This is a genomic window from Lysobacter humi (ex Lee et al. 2017) (genome assembly GCF_054781815.1).
This window is the reverse complement of record NZ_BAAGTR010000004.1, coordinates 119,683-139,837: the sequence shown is the minus strand read 5'-3', so window position 1 is coordinate 139,837 and position 20,155 is coordinate 119,683. Positions and strand designations below refer to the sequence as shown.

Genomic DNA, 20,155 nt, shown 5'->3' with positions numbered 1-20,155 from the left:
AGCGACGGTCGCCGCCGTCTCGCGCGCGAGCTAAGCTCGGGGCATGAACGACGGCCGCAACCCCGCCGACATCGCCCGCCAGCTCGCCGAGCTGCGCCAGCAGCATCGCGACCTCGACCTCGCGATCGAGGGCCTCAAGCACGCGCCCGTGCGCGACGAGCTCGCCGTCACGCGCCTGAAGAAGCGCAAGCTGCAGCTCAAGGACTGCATCACGCGGCTGGAATCGTCGCTGATCCCCGACGAGCCCGCATGAGGCGGAGGCGCCGTCGGGCGCCTCCGCACGGGTTCAGACGTACAGGCCGATCAGCTCGAGCAGCCAGCCGGTCTCGCGGTCGCCGGCCTGCGGCTGCAGGCGGGTGCGCTCGGCGGCGAGGAAGGCGCGGCCGTCGGCGGTGTCGAGGTCGCCGATCGCCTTGAGCGCCATCGCGCGGTCCTGCCAGAGGTTCGCGTCGCGGTAGAGCGACCTGAGCAGGTCGACCTGGTCGGTCGCGCGCAGCGTGCCCAGCGAGGAAATCGCGGCCAGGCGCATGTACTCGGGCTCGGCCTTGGTCAGCTGCACCAGCGTCGGGATCGCGCGGGCGTTGTTGGAGAAGCCCAGCGCGTAGACGTCGAGGTAGTCGTCGGTCTTCGTCGTGGTGACCTTCGCCGCGAGCGCATCGACGTCGGCATCGCTGGCACGCGCACCGTAGAGTTCGTGTGCCACCTTGCTGGCGAGTTCCTTCACCGCGACCGAGAGCGGCTCGTTGAGCGTGGGCTCGACGACCTCCTCGAAGCTCCACACCGGCACCTTGCCGCGCTTGACGAACACGCCGAGCCGCTTGGCACCCTGCGCGGTGTGCAGGTCGGCACTGAGGAAGGTGAAGGTGACATAGGGCGAGTAGCCGCTGACGCGATGGTTCTGCATGCGGAACGAGCGCACGTCGAGGCGAGGCAGGGTGTCCGCGCGGTCGGCGACCGTTACCGGGAGCCCGCGCGCCGCAAGCTCGTCCTGCAGTGACTTCACGAGGAATGCGCCGGGCTCGAGCGGCGCACCGGCGAGCAGCAGCGTGGACGCGAGGCGGCCGGACATGAAAGGTACGGCGCCGGTCTTCGGATACTGCAGCGCGAGGCTGCCGGCGTCGCTGGACGGCGCGACGTAGCGCATCGACGACGGCACCGGCTGGCGGACGGCATAGCCCGACGGCGCGCAGGCCGCGAGCACGAGCAGCGACGCACCGACGACGGCGCGCACGGAGGTGGTGAACATGTTTTCCCCTGGATGAAACGCCCGTCGCGGGCGCGGAAAAATTATGCCACCGCGTCGCCGGCCGGCTTCGCCGCCTCCGGGCTCACCTTCTCGATCGAATGCCGCAGCTCACGGCCGAGGATGAACTTCGCATCGCGCGCCCAGGCATCGAGCTGCTCGTCGAAGGTCAGCTTGCCGTTCGCATCCGCCCAGACCAGCCGCAGCTCGCGCAGCTGGGCGATGAAGCCGCGGAACAGGGACTTGTCGAAGAACTCCGGCGCCGCGGGTGCGTACAGCAGGGACAGGCGCTGCGCGGCGAGGTGGCAGAGCGTCTCGAGCTCGCCCGCGCTGAGCGTGCCCGGCCCGTTCTTCACCAACACGGAGATGGCGATGTAATAGCGCTCGAACGCCTGCTGCAGTGCGTGGCCGATCGCGCGCAGGCGGAAGACCTCGTCCGACTGCGCCGCGCTGCGCGCGATGAGGTCACCTTCGACGCCACCCTTGAAGCGCAGCAGGCCCTCGGCGATGAAGAGCTCCAGCGTCTGCCGCAGGCGCTCGACGAACTCGTCCTCGCTCCACGGCAGGAACAGCTCCGAGCGCAGGAACGGATAGACGCTGCGGCCCAGGCGGAGCACGGCGGAGGCCGTCATGCGGCGGTTGTGCTGGAAGCAGCAGGCCACCCAGGCCGCGGCGGTGAACAGGTGCAGCACGTTGTTGCGGAAATAGCTGAGCAGCACCGCCTTCTCGTCGTCGACCTCCAGCACGTCGCCGAGCGGATGCTTCACCCGCAGCAGCACGCCGATCTCCTCGCCGTGCGCGATGATCTCCTCGGGCGTGTGCGGGGTGACGGTGACGCGGTCGGAGTACGGCAGCTGCGCCAGCAGCTTCTTGCTCAGCGTGATCTGCTCAAGCAGGTCGGCCTCGCTCATCGCGTGCTTCGGCGTGGACAGCAGCGCGAGCGCGAGCAGGTTGATCGGATTGACGTCGGCCGCGCGGTTGATGTTGACCTGGATGCGCTCGGCGAGCACGTCGACCGTCTCGGCCATCCAGGCGGGCTTTTCGTCCTCGGCGAGCGGTGTGCCATTCCAGTCCGGGGCCTGCTCGGCGAGCACGTCGGTCAGCCGGATCGGCTCGCCGAAGTTCACGACCACCTGGCCGTAGTTGGAGCTGAGCACCTTGGGGATGCCCATCAGCAGCTGCCAGATCGATTCCTTCTCCTTGGGCTTGCCGGAGAGCTCATCGAGATAGCTGCGGCCTTCCATCAGCTTCTCGTAGCCGATGTAGACGGGCTGGAACATCACGGGGCGCGTCGGCGCGCGCAGGTAGGCGCGCAGCGTCATCGCGATCATGCCGCCCTTGGGCTGCAGCAGGCGCCCGGTGCGCGAGCGCCCGCCCTCGATGAAGTATTCGATCGAATAGCCGCCGGCGACGAGCTGCGCGAGGTATTCGGAGAACACCGCCGAGTACAGGGCGCTGCCGCGGATCGAGCGGCGCAGGAAAAACGCGCCGCCCTTGCGCAGGATCGTGCCGACCACCGGCAGGTTGAGGTTGATGCCCGCGGCGATGTGCGGCGGCACGATGCCGCGCGTGTAGAGCAGGTAGCTGATCAGCAGGTAGTCCATGTGGCTGCGATGGCAGGGCACATAGACGACTTCATGGCCGGGCGCGTCCTGCTTGAGCCGGTCGAGGTGGTGCACCAGCACGCCGCGGTAGATGCGGTTCCACACCGGCGCGAGCAGGAAGCTCGCCGAGCGCACCACGGGGTGCGAATAGTCGGCGGCGATCTCGTAGGCGAGCTCGTGCGCCTTCTTCCAGGCCTCGGCCACGCCGGTGCCGTCGCGACGCGCCTGGTCGGCGATCGCGTCGAGCACCGCGGGCGCGGCCAGCACGCGGTCCACCAGCAGGCGGCGCGTGGACAGGTCGGGCCCGATCACCGCGGTGCGGATGCGCCGGAAGTGCGCGCGCAGCACGCGCGAGAGCTTGCGCACGGTGCGCTCGGGCGGCAGGCCTTCGTCGGCGATCGTGCGTAGCGAGACCGGCGGCGCGAAGCGGATGTAGGTGTCGCGGCCGTTGATCGCGATGGCGAGCAGGCGGCGGAATCGACCGACGAGCTGCCAGTTCTCGGAGAACAGCACCGAGAACCAGCCGGTGGTCTTCTCCGGCGCGCGGCCGACGAAGATCGAGACGGGCACGAGCTGCACGTCGAGCGCCGGATCGGCGCGGTGCGCCTCGATCAGGCGCGCGAGCGACTCGGAATGCGACTTGCCGTTCGCCGCCTGCGGGCGCTCGATCACGCCGGGGATGTTCGGCAAGGGGGCGATCGGGCCGACGTTGCGACGCGACAGGGCGACGTAGGCGCGGCCGCGGCCGGTCGGATCGCCGGGCAGCGGGGTGAGCGGCGACGGCAGCCCGGCCTCGCGGCAGGCGCGGTCGAGGATCAGGGCATTGGACAGGCCGTAGTCTTCGAGCACGTAGCAGACCGGGCGTCCGTTCCAGTCGGGCACGTGCTCGGCCGGATTGCGCGGCTCGATCTTGAGCGCGAGCCAGGGCGCGAGCACGCGGCCGAGCAGGCGCGCCCACCACGGGGCCTGCGCGCGCGGCAGCTCGCGCGCGGGCGCGACGGGTGGCGGCACGGGATCGAGCACGGATTCGGCCGGCGCGGCGCCCGGCATCGGCAGCGGCGGCTGAGCGGGATCGGGCTCGGTCGGCGCGGCCGTCAGCTCATCCGCCTCCACCGGGGCGGTCGCAGCGGACGGGATCGCGTCGGCGCCGTCGGCGGGCGGCGTCGGAGCGCCGTCAGCGGGCGGCGGAGCGTCCGGGAACGGCAGGGGCGTCTGTCGGGCCATCGGCGGCATTATGCCCAAGCCGGCTGCGCCGGCCCGGGAGCGCCGCCGCGGGACCGGCGAGTTGCGCGGTGGCATGCCGCAGGCTGTCGCGCAAGAACCAGCCGTCGGGGCCGCGCTCGAGGTCGAACAGGGCCTCCACCGGCGTGCCGGCCAGGCGATAGCGCACGCGGACCCGGGCGCGGTCGCCGGCGCTCGACACGGGCTCGACCCGCGCCGAGCGCAGGGCCACGTCGAGGTCGAGGCCGAGCGCGGCCAGCGAACGCTTGCCCGTGCGCAGCAGGGGGCGCAGGCGCACCAGGCTGCGGTGCAGGCCGGCCTTCGAGAACGCGTCCGCGCCACCGGCGAGCCCGCTCTCCTGCGCCGCGACCACCCAGTCGGTGAGCAGCGGCTCGATCCGCCGACGCTCGGCGAACGGCGCCTCCAGCGCCCAGTCGCGCAGCACGCGGGTGAGCTGCAGGCGATGCGCGCGCTCGTCCGGCGGGTAGGTGCCCTCACGGTCGATGTAGCGGCCGGCGAGCATGGCGAGGGTCTGCACGGCCTGGTCGATCGCGGCGTCCTGGCCGGCGAACTGCCGGCGGTAGCCGGCGCGCACCGCGGTCAGCGCACCGGGCCGGGCGAGCGCATCGATCGCCGGCGGGATCTGCGCGTGCAGCGGGGCCTCGCTCAGTGGCCAGCGGCTGCGGCCGGCGCGCCAGCTCGCATCGGTCGCGCGGTAGAGGTCCGGCGGCAGTGCATGCACCGCATAGGCGCCGAGGTCGTCGCGGCGCAGGTCGTCGATCAGGCGCTGCACCGCCGCCTGCGGCGTGGCCGCGGGGCGCGCCGGCGGCGGGACGGTCTCGTCGCGGCGACAGGCCGCCAGTGCGAGCAGGAGGCAGCAGAGCAGGACCGGTCGGGACGGGTGCATCGCCCGATCATCCGCCACGGCCGCTGGACGGGCAAAGAAAAAGGAGGCCGGAGCCTCCTCGAAATGCCGGCGGGCCGGCAGACAACGACAGTTGGACAGGACCGGCGAACCGGACGCGGCCATCTTAATAAAGCGTTACGGCTTTAGGCAATGGATGCAGACATGGCGATAAGTTATTGAATTTCGGTTAGACCGGCGTCACCCTTAACGGAATAGCGGTCTAACTAAGGCCATGCGAAAGAGCAACTCTGCGGAGACTGTCACACAAATGCTGGACAGGCCCCAGCTGCTCCCGTAAAAAGCGGCTCCCGCCGGCACCGCCGGCGGCCGGCGCCGCCGTCATCCAGACCGCGCGGGCCGCGTTCGCACCAGGGGATCCAATGAAGACTCGCGACACGAGCCGCGCCCGGACGGGGCTGGCGCGCTCACTGCTCTCGTGTGCCGTCGCCGGCACGCTCGCCTTTGCCGCGGCCCCGGCCGCCCATGCCCAGCAGGCCGAGACCGGCCGCGCGGGCGACCCGGACAGCTGGGTCACCGACGAGTTCAGCGCCGACTGGGGCCTCGCCGCGATCAATGCGCAGTACGCCTATGCGCGCGGCCTGACCGGCCGCGGCGTGCGGCTGGGCATCTTCGACAGCGGGGTCGACCTCGGCCACGGCGACTTCGCCGGCAAGCAGAACCGCAGCCTGCGCATCGCCGACCGCCTCGGCGACGGCAGCGCCTGTACGAACACCACGCTGCTCTACGGCGACGACGCCTGCTTCGTCTCCGACGGCGGCAGCGTCGCGGTGGACTACTTCCACTACACCGACGAAGACCGTGCGCTCGTGCAGTACCTCGTCGACATCGGCTACTTCTACGACTGGGTACCCGAGTACCTCGAGTCGATCGCCGGCTTCCAGTACTCCACGCATGGCACGCACGTGGCGGGCACGATGCTCGCCAACCGCGACGGCGCGGGCACGCACGGCGTCGCCTTCGGTGCCGACCTGTCGACCGCGCGCCTGTTCTCCAACAGCTACATCGACTTCTGGGCGCTCGTCGGCGATCCCAGCGGTGAGTCGTACGCCATCGGTCCCGACAGCAGCGCGGTCGCGAGCATGTACGCGCAGATGGCGCAGCAGGGCGTGCGCGCCATCAACCACAGTTGGGGCCTGAGCGTGGAGCCGGCATCCGCCGACGAGATGGACGAGCTCTACGGACTGGACGGCGTCGCCGGGTACTTCCAGACCTATGCCGACCCGTCGCTGCGCAACGGCCTGCTGCAGGTGTTCGCCGCCGGCAACAACGACGGCGCGATCGCAGGCATCTACGCCACGCTGCCGCGCTACGTGCCGGGCCTCGAGAAGTACTGGCTGAGCGTCGCGAACCTCAGCTGGACAGGCGAGCTCGACGGCAGCTCGAGCATCTGCGGCCTCGCGAAGGACTGGTGCATCACCGCGCCGGGCACCGACATCACCTCGACCGTGGTCGGCGGCGCGATCGAGGGCGAAGTGCTGCGCGATGCGGACGGCTACGTCGTCGGCCTCGACATCACCGGCGCGCAGCCCGACTACGACTACGGCGACCTCACCGGCACGTCGATGGCGGCCCCGCACGTCACCGGCGCGCTCGCGCTGCTGATGGAGCGCTACCCGTACCTCGACAATCCGCAGATCCGCGACGTGCTCCTGACCACCGCCACCGACCTCGGCGAAGCCGGCGTCGACGACGTCTACGGCTGGGGCCTGATGGACCTGCGCAAGGCGATCGAGGGCCCGGGCCTGCTGCGCGTGGACACCGACGTAGTGATGAATGCGCGCGCCGGCGGCCACAAGACCTGGGCGGGCCTCGCCTGGGACGACTGGACCAACGACATCGGCGGCCCCGGCCGCCTGACTAAGTCCGGCGCGGGCTGGCTGCGCCTGTCCGGTGACAACACGTTTGCTGGCGCGCACGTGCGCCAGGGCGTGCTCGAACTCGACGGCGACAATGCGCTCGGCGGCGGCGTCGACGTCGATGCGGTGCTCCTGCTCAACGGCCGCCTGATCGGCGCGCCGCTCACCGTCAACGGCGGCGGCGTGGCGAGCATCAACGGTAGCGTCAGCGGCGCGGCCACCCGCGTCAACGCAGGCGGCCGCCTGGGCGGCGCCGGCAGCGTCGGCACGCTCACCGTGCTCGGCACGATCGCGCCGGGCAATTCGATCGGCACGCTCACCGTCAACGGCACCTACACGCAGGGCGCGGGCTCGGTGTTCGCGGCCGAGCTGGGGGCGAGCGGCGCGTCCGACCGCATCGCGGTGAACGGCAATGCCGTCCTGCAGGGCGGCACCGTGCAACTGTCGGCGATCGACCCGAGCCTCTACCTGCTCGGCCAGCGGTACAGCCTGCTGACCGCGACGGGTGGCGTCACCGGCCAGTTCGCGGGCGTGCAGTCCGCCGGCTTCTCGCCGTTCCTGGCATTCCAGCTGCGCTACGCCGGCACCGGCGTGGGCTTGGACGTGGTGCGCGGCCGCGCACTGGCGACCGCCGCGCAGACCACGAACCAGGCCGAGGTGGCGCGCGCAGCCGACGCGCTCGCGCTGACCTCGCCGCTCGCCGGCGCGCTCACGCAGCTGTCGGCGGCGCAGGCACCGGCCGCCTTCGATGCGCTCAGCGGCGAAGGCCATGCCGGCCTGCGCAGTGCCATGGTGGACGCCAGCCGCCATGTGCGCGACGCCGCACTCCACCGCATGCCCGTGCAGGCCGAAGGCGATGCCGGCGGCACGCGGCTGTGGGCGCAGGCGCTGTCGGCCGGCGGCGACGTGCAGGCCGACGGCAATGGCGCGTCGATCGAGACCGAGGGCCGCGGCTTCCTCGCCGGGTTCGAGCACGCCACCGGCAGCGGCGTGACGCTCGGCGTGCTGGCGGGCGCCGGCCGCGTCGACATCGCGATGCCGGACCGCACCTCGCGCGGCGACAGCAACGATCGTCACGTCGGCGTGCATGCCGGCGCGCGCCTCGGCGCGATCGACCTGCGTGGCGGCGCGGCGATCGGTCGCCACGACGTCGCGCTCCGCCGCGAGGTCGCGGCCGGTGCGCTGCGGCAGACGCTCACGTCGGACTATCGCGCGGAGACGGTGCAGGCCTTCCTCGAGGCCGGCTACCGCATCGATCGCGGAAGCTGGTCGCTCGAGCCGTATGCGCAGGTCGCCCACGTGCGCGTGGACAGCGATGCGTTCGCCGAGGTCGGCGGCAGCGCCGCGCTCACGTTCGGTGCGAACGAGAGCCGGGTCAACCTCGCCGAGGCCGGCCTGCGCTTCGGCGCGGAGCTGCTCGGCACCGGCCAGCAGGCCGGTGGCCTGCGCCTGCTCGGCGGGCTCGGCTATCGCCATGCCAGTGGCGATCTCGATGCCGCGACGCAGGCCTCGTGGACCGGCGGCAACGCGTTCACGGTGCGCAGTGCAGCGCTCGCCGCGAAGGCGGTGACCTTCAACGCCGGGCTCGGCGCTTGGATCGGCCCGCGCTCGCTGGTCGAAGTCGGCTACCGCGGCGAGTTCGGCGACGAGTCGCGCGACCACGGGCTCGACGCACGTCTGACCGTCTCGTTCTGAATCCTGTGATGCAACACGAAGAAGGGCGGCTTCGCCGCCCTTCTTCATTACGACAGTCGACTGCGCTCAGCCCCGCGCGGCGAGCCGCCAGAACCACAGGCCCACGGCGATCTCGCCGCAGCCGACCAGAATCGCTGGGCAGCCGGTGACGCCGACCTGATCATCGTGCTCGTCGACGAAGCGCATGGGCATGAACCAGCCGAGCGATACCGCCACCTCGCGGCGCACGATGGAGCGCAGGCCGACGCCGACCAGCAGCGTGCCGATCGCGAGGTAGACGAAACGCTCCATCAGGGCCGCGCGATGCCCGGAACGAAGCCGGTCAGCACCGGCGTGAGGTCGAACAGCATCCAGTAGCCGTCGTCGTCGTGGTCGAGCCGCGGCAGCTGGGTCGCGCCGGTCGGCGGCGGCAGGGCCGTCGTGCGGGTGCGCAGCCAGGCATCGACGGCGGCGCGCACGGTGTCGACGAGATCGCCCACCCCGCAGGCCGGGATCGTACAGTCGGGCAGGTCCACCAGCCGCACGCGATAGCGGCGGTCGGGACCGCGGGTGACGAAGCCGAAGTACTGCATGCGAACGGAGCCCCCTCTCCCTTTCGCCAGACGGCCGATTGTGCGCGAAAGCTGGCCGCACGCCATCCGCGCCACGCCCGCAGCGGGTCCTGCGTCACAGAGCGGCGGATCCCCGCGCCATCAGCGGCGGAGCGGTCGTAGCTTCCGGCATCCGTCCTTCGAACGGAACGCCCCATTTCGGCGTCGACGCATTCGCCCCGCCGATCGCACCCCGCCGGCGGCCGCTGCGTGCGTCGCGCCGCTGGGGCATGGATGCGCGATCAGCCCTCGAGCAGCGCGCGGATCGCCGCGAAGCCCGCGTCGGCGCGCGCCTTCTTGTTCTCGGCGTCGGCCACGGGGTCGGCGCCGTCGCGCTGCAGCTCCGCGGCAGGGAGCTCGTCGAGGAAGCGGCTCGGCTTGAGGCGCAGCACCTCGCCCCAGCGTTCCGCGCGCTTGGAGTACGACATCCAGAGCCGTTCCTTCGCGCGGGTGATGCCGACGTAGAGCAGGCGGCGCTCCTCGTCGAGGCGGCCCTCGTCGAGGCTCGCCTCGTGCGGCAGCGTGCCGTCCTCGAGCCCGACGATGAAGACGTAGCGGAACTCCAGGCCCTTGGCCGCGTGCAGGCTCATCAACCGCACCTGGTTGCCGGCCTCGCCCTTGTCGGCATGCGACAGCAATGCCAGCGACGCGGCGAGCTCGCCGGGGCCGGCATTGCGGGCGCCATCGAACCAGCCGGCGAGTTCCTCGATGTTCGCCTTGCGGCGCTGGAAGCTCGCCTCGTCCTTGCACTGCGCGCGCACCGATGCGAGCAGGCCGCTGCGTTCGGCGACCTCGCGAACGAGCTCGGCGGGCGTGAGGGCATTCGACTTCGCGCGCAACTGGCGCACCAGCGAGGCGAAGGTGTCGAGCGCATTGCCGGCCCGCGGCGGCAGGGCCTTGAGCGCGCCGACGTTCTCGATCGCGCGGGCCATCGGCATGTGCGCCTGCCCCGACAGCTCCGCGAGCTTGGCCAGCGTGCCGGCGCCGACCTCGCGCTTGGGGTTCTGCACCGCGCGCAGGAAGGCGGCGTCGTCGTCCGGATTGGCCAGCAGGCGCAGCCAGGCGAGCACGTCCTTGACCTCGCCGCGATCGAGGAACGCCGTGCCACCGGACAGGTGATACGGCACGCGCTGCAGCTGCAGCGCCTTCTCCAGCGCGCGGCTCTGGAAGTTGCCGCGGAACAGCAGGCAGAAATCGCTCCAAGGCGCGCGCGTGCTCGCGGCGATGAACTGGATCTCCGCGGCGATGCGCTCGGCCTCGTGCGCCGCATCGCGGCACTCCCAGATGCGGATGCGCTCGCCGTCCGCCTGGTCGGACCACAGCGTCTTGAGGTGCTCGTGCGGGTTGTTGGCGATCAGCGCATTCGCCGCGCGCAGCACGCGATTGGAGCAGCGGTAGTTCTGCTCGAGCTTGACGATGCGCAGGCTCGGATAATCCTTCGAGAGCTGCAGCAGGTTGTCCGGGTTCGCGCCGCGCCAGGCGTAGATCGACTGGTCGTCGTCGCCTACGCAGGTGAACAGCCCGCGCGGCCCGGCGAGCGCCTTGAGCAGGCGGTACTGCGCGTCGTTGGTGTCCTGGCATTCATCGACGAGCAGGTAGCCGATGCGCTCGCGCCAGGCCAGGCGCATGTCGTCGTCGGCCTCGAGCAGTTGCACGGGCAGGCGGATGAGGTCGTCGAAGTCGACCGCGTTGAAGCTCGACAGGCGCTGCTGGTAGAGGTCGTAGACGGTCGCGGCGTCGATCTCGCGCGGGCTGCGCGCCTCGCGCATCGCCTCCTCCGGCGAGAGGCCCGCGTTCTTCGCGCGCGAGATGAGGCCACGCACGCCGTCGATCACATCGGGCTTGCTGCCGGCGGGCAGCAGGTCCTTGATCTGCGCGGCGCTGTCGTCCGAATCGAAGATCGAGAAGCCACGGCGCAGGCCGGCCTTCGCATGCTCGATCTGCAGGAACTTCAGCCCGAGCGCGTGGAAGGTGCAGATCGTCAGGCCTTCGGCGGCGTCACCGCGGATGCGCTTGGCGACGCGCTCGCGCATCTCCTTCGCCGCCTTGTTGGTGAACGTGATCGCGGCGATGCGCTTGGCGGGCATCCGGTTCGAGGCGATCAGGTGCGCGATCTTCTCGACGATCACGCGCGTCTTGCCGCTGCCGGCGCCGGCGAGGACGAGCAGGGGGCCGTCGCAGTGCTCGACGGCGGCGCGCTGGGGAGGATTGAGGCCGTGCATGGGTCCACCCGATCGGGCGGCGTATTGTGCCCGAGCCGGGCGTGCCGTCCTGAATGGGTTCAACGTGGAGCGGCGCCGCCGCGCCCACTACACTTCGCGCATGGCGAAGCTGTACTTCTACTACTCGGCGATGAACGCCGGTAAGACCACCACGCTGCTGCAGTCCGCGCACAACTACCGCGAGCGTGGCATGCGCGTGGCGATCCTGACGCCCGCCCTCGACCACCGCGACGGCGTCGGGGTGGTCGCCTCGCGCATCGGCCTGCGCGCCGAGGCGGTGGCGTTCTCGCGCGACGACGACCTCGAAGGTTGCATCCGCCGCGACATCGCCGCGCATGGCGCGCTGCACTGCGTGCTGGTCGACGAGGCGCAGTTCCTCACGCGCTCGCAGGTCTGGCAGCTGAGTGAGGTGGTCGATGCCCTGCGCGTGCCGGTGCTGTGCTACGGGCTGCGCACGGATTTCCGCGGTGAGCTGTTCGAGGGCTCGCAGTACCTGCTGGCCTGGGCCGACGAGCTCGACGAGATCAAGACGATCTGCCACACCGGCAAGAAGGCGACGATGACGGTGCGCGTCGATGCGCAGGGCTTCGCCGTGCAGGACGGCCCGCAGGTGGAGATCGGCGGCAACGAGCGTTACGTGTCGGTCTCGCGCGCGCAGTTCAAGCAGATCACGCGCGGCGAAGGCGCGATCGAGCCGCTACAGGGCGCGCTCGACCTCTAGCGTCGCGGCTCAGGCCGAGCCGGTCGGCATGAAGCTCTCGCGCGGGCGCCGGCACTGCCGCAGCAGCTGCGCGATCTCGCGTTGCACGATGGAGCCGTCGGGCTGCGCGAGGCGCACATGCCCCAGCAGGCGCGCGAGATGCCGCGTGGCCGCATCGTCGCGACCGCCGCAGCGGATCGCGTCGGCATAGGCGGCGGCGCGCCAGGCGAGCGGCTGCGCCTGCGCGGAGCCCCGGCCCGTGGCGGCGAGCACGTCGAGCACGGGCAGGCCCGCCGGATCGCCGTGCGCCGCCTGCTGGCGCGCGAGCTGCAGGCGTGCAAGACGGGTCTTCGCATGCGATGGGCCGAGGCCGAGCCGCAGGAAATGCACCGCGCGCACCAGCCGCGGCAACGCGCCGGCCCGACCGAGCGCGGCATCGGCCTCGCCGATCGCGCGGTCGATGTCGGCCACCGTCCAGTGCGAGGCGCCATGGAAGGCGATGCGCAGATCGCGCGCCTGCTCGAGCACCGGCAGCGCTTCCTCGCTGCGGCCGGCCTGGTGCAGCATCTCGCCGTAGGCCTGCAGGCTCGCCGCGGCGCCCTCGCCATCGCCCACGTGGCGGCTGATCGCGAGCGCCGACTCCAGCGCGTCGAGCGCGGCCGGCAGGCGGCCGAGTTCCCATTCGACCCGCGCGATGACCCGATGGCTCTCGCGCAGGTCCGGATGCTGCGCACCGAGGCGCGCGGTCAGCATCGCGTGGCGGCGGCGCAGCGGCAGCGCAGCGTCGCGGAAGCGGAACTGGTCGATCAGCGCGTCGCCGAGCTCGCGCCGTACCTGCAGCGTCACCGGATGCTGCGTTCCGAGCAGGTCCTGGGCGACGCCTAGCGCACGCACGAGCTCGCGCTCGGCGCGGCCCGGATGGCCATGGCGCCGCTCGACCGCGGCGATCTGCCGGCCGATGTCGACCTGCAGTGGATGGCGCGGCCCGACCTCGGCATCGAGGCGCGAGCGCGCAGCGCGGTAGCCGCGCAGTGCATCCGTGTATTCGGCGCGATCGGCCTGCAGGCTCGCGAGGTCGAGGCGGCTCTCGATTTCCGCGACCGCCGCGCCGGGCGCACGCACGCGGCGGCGCAGCGTGAGTGCCTGCACGAACAGGTCGCGCGCGCTCGCGGTGTCGCCGGTCGCGCGCCGGCAACGGCCGAGCTGCGCATAGAACTCGGCCGCCTGCGCGGGCAGCTGCACCTGCTGCGTCTGCGCGGTGGCGTGCAGGGGCTGCATGACCGCGATGCAGCGCTTCGGCGTACCCAGGCGCCGCAGCAGGTCGCCGCGCTGGGCGGTCGCCTCGAGCCACAGGCTCGGCGGCGCGTCCTGCGCACGCCGCAGCAGCATCGCTTGGCGTTCGAGCAGCGTCGCCGCCTGCGCGTAGTCGCCCAGGCCCGTGCGCAGGCGCGCCACCAGCCCGAGCAGCTCCGCATGCGCGCGGGGCTCGCGCGCGAGCTCGCGGTCGCCGCGTACCACCGCCGCATCGAGCAGGCCGGGCAGGTCGAGCGCGCGGCCGTCGCGCGCGTCGCCGGCTTCTTCGAAGACGCCGAAAATGAACCCCCGCATCGCCTGCGCGCGCTGCGCTTCCTCCACCGCCTCGCGGCTCTGCGAGAGGATCATGCCTACGCCCAGGCCGACCACGAGCACTGCGGTGCTGCCGCCGGCGAGCGCCCAGCGATGGCGCGAGAAATACTTGCCGGCGCGGTAGACGAGGCTCTGCGGCCGCGCCTCGACCGGCCGGCCCTCGAGGTGGCGCAGCAGGTCCTGGCTGAGCGCCTCGACCGACGGGTAGCGCTCCTCCGGCGACTTGCACAGCGTGCGCATCACGATGTTGTCGAGGTCGCCGACCAGCCGCCGCGCGCGGCGACGCAGGCTCTGGCGCTCGCCGCGGTCGGCCTGCAACTCCGACTGGCGCTGCACCATCACCGACGGACGCACCGGGTCATGCGCGAGGATCGCCTCCTCCCATTCGGCGTCGGACTGGCGCTTGAGCCGATAGGGCTTCGTGCCGGTCAGCAGCTCGTAGAGCACCACGCCGAGCGAGTAGACGTCGGTCATCGTGGTGACCGTCTCACCGCGGATCTGCTCGGGCGCCGCGTAGTGCAGGGTGAAGGCCCGTGCGCCGGTGCGGGTGGCATCGCTGCGCGGGGCGCCGCCGTCGAGCAGCTTGGCGATGCCGAAGTCGAGCAGGCGCACCTGGCCGTCGCGCGTCACGAGGATGTTCGACGGCTTGAGGTCGCAGTGCACGACGAGGTTCGCGTGCGCATGCGTCACCGCCGCGCAGACCTGGCGGAACATGCGCAGGCGCGCGTCGAGCGGAACGTCCAGGCGCTTCCAGTAGCGCGTGATCGGCTCGCCCTCGACGTACTCGAGCGCGAGGTACGGAATGCCCTCGCCGCTGACGCCGGCGTCGAGCAGGCCGGCGATGTGCGGATGCGCGAGGCGCGCGAGGATCTGCCGCTCGCGCGCGAAGCGCAGGCGCAGGTTCTCGTCCGTGAGCCCCGGGCGCAGCAGCTTGAGCGCGACACGGCGCTGGTAGAGCCCGTCGGCGCGCGAGGCGCACCAGACCTGGCCCATCCCGCCCTCGCCGAGCAGGTTCTCCAGCCGGTAGGGGCCGACCTCGCTGCCCTCGCTCAGCGTCGGCTTGGGCGGGAGCAGCGGCTCGGCGAGGAAGTCGTCGCGGCCGTCCTCGAGGGCGAGCATCTTCGCGAGCTCCGCGCCGAGCACGGCGTCGCCGGCCGCGATCGCCGCGAGGCGGTCGCCGCGCGCGGGCGGATCGAGCTCGAGCAGCTCGTCGAGGTGCGGCGACAGGCGCCGCCAGCGTTCGGCGTCCATGGATCTACGGCGGTGTGGACGGGCTCAGGCGGCCTCGTCGTCGTCCAGGCTCGCCAGCAGGAACAGGCGCGCCTTCTGCCAGTCGCGGCGGATCGAGCGCTCGGAGCGGTCCTGCAGCGCGGCGATCTCGAGTTCGGACAGGCCGCCGAAGTAGCGCAACTCCACCACCTGTGCCAGGCGCGGGTCGATCGCGGCGAGGCGGTCGAGCGCGCTGTCGAGCGCGAGCAGGTCCTCGTCGAGGCGGATCGCGCCCTCGCCGTCCTCGGGGATCGACGTCACGCGCTCCATGTCGCCGCCCCGCTTCTGCGCGAGGCGCTGGCGCACATGATCGACCACCACGCTGCGCATGGCGGTGGCGGCATAGGCGAAGAAGTGCGCGCGGTCGCCGAACTGCGCGCCGTGGCTGCCGATGAGCTTCAGATACGCCTCGTGCACGAGCGCGGTCGCATCGAGGGTCTGCTCGTGCTGGCCGGCGAGCTGGCGTCGCGCCATCGCGTGCAGCTCGTCGTAGAGCGTGCCGAGCACGCGGTCGAGCGCGCCGCGATCGCCCTCGCGCGCGGCGCCCAGCCATTGGGTGATCTCGGCCTTGTCGCTCATCGAAGCATTCCTCCGCCGGGGACTATACGCCGCGGTCCGCGCACGGCCGGCCGCGACGGGGAACCGGTCGCACGGCCGGCGGCCGCCGTGCGACCGGCGGTCAGCGCTGGCAGCCGGCGCACCAGACGCTCGCGCGCTGCCCGATCGACGCCTGCCGCAGCACGCGCCCGCAGGTCTTGCACGGCGCGCCGCCGCGCCCGTAGACCGACAGCTCCTGCTCGAAGTAGCCCGGTGCGCCGTCGGGGCTGATGAAGTCGCGCAGCGTGGTGCCGCCGCGCTCGATGGCGTAGGCCAGGATCGCCTTCACTGCATCGGCGAGCCGGGCGTAGCGCTCGCGCGAGACCTTGCCGGCCTCGCGCAGCGGCGCGAGGCCGGCCATGAACAGGGCCTCGGCCGCATAGATGTTGCCGACGCCGACGACCACCGCCTGGTCCATCAGGAACGTCTTCACCGGTGCGCTGCGCCCGCGTGACAGGCGCCAGAGATGGTCGCCGTCGAAATCGTCGGACAACGGCTCCGGCCCGAGGCCCGCGAGCAGCGGATGGGTCTCGCCCGCGGGCTGCCACAGCAGGCAGCCGAAGCGGCGCGGATCGTTGAAACGCAGCACGCGGCCGTCGTCGAGCACGAGGTCGACATGGTCGTGCGCGCGCAGCGGCGTGTCGCCCGGCAGCACGCGCAGCGCACCGGACATGCCCAGGTGCAGCACCGCGCTGCCGGCGGCGGTGTCGAGCAGCAGGTACTTGGCGCGGCGACGCACGTCATCGATGCGCTCGCCCGGCAGGCGCTCGCGCACCTCGTCCGGGATCGGCCAGCGCAGGTCCGGGCGGCGCAGGGTGACGCCCGCGATGCGGCGGCCGCGCACATGCGGCGCGAGGCCGCGGCGGGTGGTCTCGACTTCGGGGAGCTCGGGCATGGGCGCGAATGCGGGAAGGCCTGCATCGAGATGGTGGCGGCCGGCGCGAAGCCAAGCGCAGCGCCGCTTTCACGCCGATCGCGCGGTCTGAACCGCAGGCCGCCTGCTCACTTCACGCCGACGCCGGAGGCGATGCGCGATGGCATCATGGCGGTGCCGCCGTGCGGCACGGCCGCTTCCAGGCCGCTTACATCCGGAGTGTCTGATGTCCTTCGCAATTGCCGATTTCCTGGCCGGCGGGCTTCTGCAGCTGGGCTGGGGATCGATGCTGGTCTACCTGCTGGTCGCCACGCAGCTCACCATCTTCACCGTCACCCTCTACCTGCACCGCTCGCAGGCGCACCGAGCGGTGGACTTCCACCCGGTGCTCGCGCACTTCTTCCGGTTCTGGTGCTGGCTCACCACCTCGATGATCACCAAGGAGTGGGCGGCGATCCATCGCAAGCACCACGCCAAGTGCGAGACCGAGGACGACCCGCATTCGCCGATGCACAAGGGCATCAAGGTCGTGTTCTGGCGTGGCGTCGAGCTCTACCGCGCCGCGCGTGCCGAGCGCGCCGACATCGAAAAGTACGGCAAGGGCTGCCCGGACGACTGGATCGAGCGCAACCTCTATACGCCGTTCGCGACGATGGGCCCGACCGCCTTGCTGTTCATCAGCTTCGCGCTGTTCGGCTTCAAGGGCGTCGCCGTGTGGGCGATCCAGATGGCGTGGATCCCGTTCTGGGCCGCCGGCGTCGTCAATGGCCTCGGCCACTGGTGGGGCTACCGCAATTTCGAGACCACTGACACCGCCACCAACCTCACGCCGTGGGGTGTGTGGATCGGCGGTGAGGAACTGCACAATAACCACCACGCCTTCCCGTCGAGCGCGAAGTTCGCGCTGCGCAAGTGGGAGTTCGACATCGGCTGGGCCGCGATCCGGGCGCTCGAGACCCTGGGCCTCGCGAAGGTGCTGCGCGTCGCGCCGACGCTCGACGTACGCCCGAATATCGCGATGCCCGACGGTGAGACGCTCAAGGCGCTGCTGGCCATCCGCTTCCAGGCGATGACCGACTACTACCGCACCGTCACCCTGCCCGCACTGCGCGAGGACGCGGCCGCGGCCGGCGCGAAGGCGCGTTCGCTGCTGCCGTCGAAGCTGCGCAAGGCACTCGCCGACGACGGCCGCTGGCTCGATGACGAGAAGCGCGCGCGCCTGCAGGCCTTCATCGCCGAGCGCCCGAAGCTCGCCACGATCGCGGCATACCGCGCGCGGCTGCAGCAGGTGCTCGACGACCGCTCGCACGATGCCAAGGCGACGCTCGCGCGGCTCCAGGCCTGGTGCCAGGAGGCCGAGGCCAGCGGCATCGCGTCGCTGCAGCAGTTCTCCGCGCGCCTGAAGGGTTACGCCCTGGCGCCCGCGGCCGCCTGATGGCGCGCCGGTTCCGCATGACGGCCGCGCTCCCGGGCGCGGCCGGCCTGTTTCTGGCGGCGGCCGCGCTCGCCGCGCCGCCGGTGACGTCGAGCGGCGATTACTTCGCGCGGCTCGACACCGACGGCGACCGCCGCGTCTCGCTCGCCGAGTTCCAGGCGTGGATGGGCTATGCCTTCGAGCGCATGGATGTCGACCGCGACGGCATCATCGCCACCCATGAACTCCCGGGCGGCCGCGGCACGGCGGTGAGCCTCGACGAGCATCGCCGGCGCCTCGCGGCCACGTTCGCGAAGCAGGACCGCGACCGCAGCGGATTCCTCGACCCGCGCGAGCTCGCCGCACCACCGCAGCGCTGACGTGCGCCGTCCGCCGCCGATCGACGGCGTCGGCGCGAGCCGCGTGCAGCTGCGGCCCGGGGAGGGCACGACCGTGCTCGAGGCGCTGGGGCGCCGGTTTCCCGCGATCGGCGAGGCGGTCTGGGCCGACCGGTTCGATCGCGGCCGCGTGCTCGATGCGACGGGTGTCGCGCTCGATCGCGCGGCACCGCTGCTGCGGGGAGGCGACGTCTTCTATTACCGCGAGGTCGCGCACGAGCCGACCTGCGCGGGCGTCGAGACGCTCGTGCATGTCGACGAGGATCTCGCCGTCGCCGACAAGCCGCACGGGCTCGCGGTGATGCCTGCCGGCCGCTACGCGAGCGACACGCTGCTGGCACGCCTGGTGCGCCGGCTGGGCGTCGAGGCGATCGCGCCCCTGCACCGGATCGATCGGGAGACCGCGGGGCTGGTGCTGTTCTCGCTGCGGCCGGCGACGCGCGAGCGGTACGTCGCGCTGTTTCGCGAGCGGGCGATCCGGAAGTGCTACGAAGCGCTCGCGCCGCCGGCGCCGCACCTCGTGTTTCCCCTGCTGCGCGAGAGCCGGATCGAACGCGGCTCGCCGTTCTTCGCGATGCGGGAGGTCGACGGGGTGCCGAATGCCTGCAGCCGGATCGATGTCGTCGAGCGCGGCGAGACCGTGTGGCGGTATGCGCTGGAGCCGGTGAGCGGGCGCAAGCACCAGCTGCGGGTGCAGATGGCGGGGCTGGGGGTGCCGATCGTGGGGGATGCGATCTATGGCGGGGGTGGGGATGGGCCGTTGAAGTTGCTGGCGCGGGGGGTGGAGTTCGACGATCCGCTCAGCGGGGAGGGTCGATCGTTCGTCAGCGGGTTTTCTTTGTAGGCGTGCGGCGCTTTGTCGGCAGGAGCGTTTCGCGCGCTGGCGCGCCCGAGTCACTTTTCTTTGCGGCTGCAAAGAAAAGTAACCAAAAGAAAGCAGCTTCCCCGAAGAATCTACAACTCGCGACCGGGTGAGTGCGCGGCGATCCGCACACTCGCCATCCTGGCTCGGGTGCGGACGGCGCACATCCATGTGCGCCGCCCTTCGGGTCTTTCGGATATCGGGGCTGTCGAATCTTGGCAAACAGCGAACAGCGATCCGCGAACGGCCAGCGATCCGCGAACGGCGATCTGCAAGTCACCAATGGTGGCCGGCCGCCCGTGTCTGCGCCCGGTCGCGCGGCGGCTGCGCGGCGGCTCTCGACACGATGGACGGCGGCCGGTCGGCTCAGCGCGCCGGTGGCGTCCCGAACAGCATCGCGCGTTCCTCGTCGGTCAGCGGCTTGGAGTAGGACTGCGCCGCGCCTTCGTACACGCGTTGCGTCGCCGGGCGCTGGCCGACCTGCAGGAACCAGCGCTTGAGGTTCGGCGTGGCATCGAGGTCCTGCTTGTGGGCCTCGTGCGGGACGATCCACGGATAGATCGCCATGTCGGCGATGGAGTAGTCGCTGCCCGCGACGAACTCGCGATCGGCCAGCCGCTTGTCGAGCACGCCATAGAGCCGTGCGGTCTCGCGCACGTAGCGGTCGATCGCGTAGGGCACCTTTTCCGGCGCGTACACGTTGAAGTGCCCGTTCTGCCCGGCCATCGGCCCGAGCCCGCCCATCTGCCAGAACAGCCACTGCAGCACCTCGGCGCGGCCGTGCACGTCCTGCGGGATGAAGCGGCCGGTCTTCTCGGCCAGATAGAGCAGGATCGCGCCGGACTCGAACAGCGAGAGGGGTGCACCGCCGCCCGTGGGCGCGTGGTCGACGATCGCGGGGATGCGGTTGTTCGGCGCGATGGCGAGGAACTCGGGCTTGAACTGGTCGCCGGCGCGGATGTCGACGGGGATGATGCGGTGCTCCAGGCCCGTCTCCTCGAGCAGCAGGCGCGGCTTGTAGCCGTTGGGCGTGGCCCAGTAGTAGAGGTCGATCAT

The 20,155-nt window shown here is 71.5% G+C and carries 16 protein-coding genes; 6 read left to right on the top strand and 10 right to left on the bottom strand.

Annotated features, from left to right (window positions below; all coding sequences use genetic code 11):
- Positions 1 to 43 precede the first annotated feature (43 nt).
- Entirely contained in the window at positions 44 to 253 is a 210-nt protein-coding gene (locus tag ACYVJJ_RS03525; protein ID WP_460831147.1) for a YdcH family protein, read from the top strand.
- Positions 254 to 286: 33 nt separating this feature from the next.
- Here the strand turns inward: ACYVJJ_RS03525 and ACYVJJ_RS03520 are convergent, their stop codons facing one another.
- The 3 genes from ACYVJJ_RS03520 to ACYVJJ_RS03510 are packed head-to-tail and all read right to left on the bottom strand — an operon-like array spanning position 287 to position 4,975.
- On the bottom strand, positions 287 to 1,246 hold the full coding sequence (locus ACYVJJ_RS03520) for a HEAT repeat domain-containing protein (RefSeq protein WP_460831146.1): 960 nt from the start codon (positions 1,244 to 1,246) through the stop codon (positions 287 to 289).
- A gap of 41 nt (positions 1,247 to 1,287) precedes the next feature.
- On the bottom strand, positions 1,288 to 4,080 hold the full coding sequence (plsB, locus tag ACYVJJ_RS03515; RefSeq protein WP_460831144.1) for a glycerol-3-phosphate 1-O-acyltransferase PlsB: 2,793 nt from the start codon (positions 4,078 to 4,080) through the stop codon (positions 1,288 to 1,290).
- Positions 4,022 to 4,975 carry a hypothetical protein gene (locus ACYVJJ_RS03510; protein WP_460831143.1) on the bottom strand — a complete coding sequence of 318 codons (954 nt, stop codon included), beginning with the start codon at positions 4,973 to 4,975 and terminating at the stop codon, positions 4,022 to 4,024. The genes plsB and ACYVJJ_RS03510 overlap by 59 nt, the downstream gene beginning before the upstream one ends.
- A gap of 380 nt (positions 4,976 to 5,355) precedes the next feature.
- Between ACYVJJ_RS03510 and ACYVJJ_RS03505 the strand changes: the two genes are divergently transcribed.
- Complete coding sequence (locus tag ACYVJJ_RS03505) at positions 5,356 to 8,547, top strand: autotransporter domain-containing protein (RefSeq protein WP_460831142.1); 3,192 nt, start codon at positions 5,356 to 5,358, stop codon at positions 8,545 to 8,547.
- 66 nt (positions 8,548 to 8,613) lie between these two features.
- Here the strand turns inward: ACYVJJ_RS03505 and ACYVJJ_RS03500 are convergent, their stop codons facing one another.
- The 3 genes from ACYVJJ_RS03500 to ACYVJJ_RS03490 all read right to left on the bottom strand — a co-directional run bounded on the left by ACYVJJ_RS03500 (position 8,614) and on the right by ACYVJJ_RS03490 (position 11,359).
- On the bottom strand, positions 8,614 to 8,838 hold the full coding sequence (locus ACYVJJ_RS03500; protein ID WP_460831140.1) for a hypothetical protein: 225 nt from the start codon (positions 8,836 to 8,838) through the stop codon (positions 8,614 to 8,616).
- Positions 8,838 to 9,119: a hypothetical protein gene (locus ACYVJJ_RS03495; RefSeq protein WP_460831139.1), complete on the bottom strand. Its 282-nt coding sequence runs from the start codon at positions 9,117 to 9,119 to the stop codon at positions 8,838 to 8,840. Before ACYVJJ_RS03495 ends, ACYVJJ_RS03500 begins: the two co-directional genes overlap by 1 nt.
- 260 nt (positions 9,120 to 9,379) lie before the next feature.
- Complete coding sequence (locus ACYVJJ_RS03490; protein WP_460831138.1) at positions 9,380 to 11,359, bottom strand: UvrD-helicase domain-containing protein; 1,980 nt, start codon at positions 11,357 to 11,359, stop codon at positions 9,380 to 9,382.
- Positions 11,360 to 11,459: 100 nt separating this feature from the next.
- On the opposite strand from ACYVJJ_RS03490, the gene ACYVJJ_RS03485 reads away from it, so the two are divergent.
- Entirely contained in the window at positions 11,460 to 12,080 is a 621-nt protein-coding gene (locus ACYVJJ_RS03485; RefSeq protein WP_460831136.1) for a thymidine kinase, read from the top strand.
- 9 nt (positions 12,081 to 12,089) lie between these two features.
- Here the strand turns inward: ACYVJJ_RS03485 and ACYVJJ_RS03480 are convergent, their stop codons facing one another.
- The 3 genes from ACYVJJ_RS03480 to mutM form a co-directional block, all read right to left on the bottom strand.
- Entirely contained in the window at positions 12,090 to 14,936 is a 2,847-nt protein-coding gene (locus ACYVJJ_RS03480; protein WP_460831134.1) for a serine/threonine-protein kinase, read from the bottom strand.
- A 24-nt stretch (positions 14,937 to 14,960) separates the two neighbouring features.
- Positions 14,961 to 15,533 (bottom strand): ECF-type sigma factor, encoded by a 573-nt coding sequence (locus ACYVJJ_RS03475; protein WP_460831132.1) that lies wholly within the window; start codon positions 15,531 to 15,533, stop codon positions 14,961 to 14,963.
- 100 nt (positions 15,534 to 15,633) lie between these two features.
- Entirely contained in the window at positions 15,634 to 16,446 is an 813-nt protein-coding gene (gene mutM / locus ACYVJJ_RS03470; protein WP_460831131.1) for a bifunctional DNA-formamidopyrimidine glycosylase/DNA-(apurinic or apyrimidinic site) lyase, read from the bottom strand.
- A gap of 205 nt (positions 16,447 to 16,651) precedes the next feature.
- On the opposite strand from mutM, the gene ACYVJJ_RS03465 reads away from it, so the two are divergent.
- The 3 genes from ACYVJJ_RS03465 to ACYVJJ_RS03455 are packed head-to-tail and all read left to right on the top strand — an operon-like array spanning position 16,652 to position 19,081.
- Positions 16,652 to 17,860, top strand: a complete 1,209-nt coding sequence (locus ACYVJJ_RS03465; protein ID WP_460831130.1) for a DesA family fatty acid desaturase — start codon at positions 16,652 to 16,654, stop codon at positions 17,858 to 17,860.
- Positions 17,861 to 17,877: 17 nt separating this feature from the next.
- Positions 17,878 to 18,219: an EF-hand domain-containing protein gene (locus ACYVJJ_RS03460; protein WP_460831128.1), complete on the top strand. Its 342-nt coding sequence runs from the start codon at positions 17,878 to 17,880 to the stop codon at positions 18,217 to 18,219.
- Position 18,220: 1 nt separating this feature from the next.
- Positions 18,221 to 19,081: a pseudouridine synthase gene (locus tag ACYVJJ_RS03455; protein ID WP_460831127.1), complete on the top strand. Its 861-nt coding sequence runs from the start codon at positions 18,221 to 18,223 to the stop codon at positions 19,079 to 19,081.
- Positions 19,082 to 19,465: 384 nt separating this feature from the next.
- Here the strand turns inward: ACYVJJ_RS03455 and ACYVJJ_RS03450 are convergent, their stop codons facing one another.
- Entirely contained in the window at positions 19,466 to 20,155 is a 690-nt protein-coding gene (locus ACYVJJ_RS03450; protein ID WP_460831125.1) for a glutathione binding-like protein, read from the bottom strand.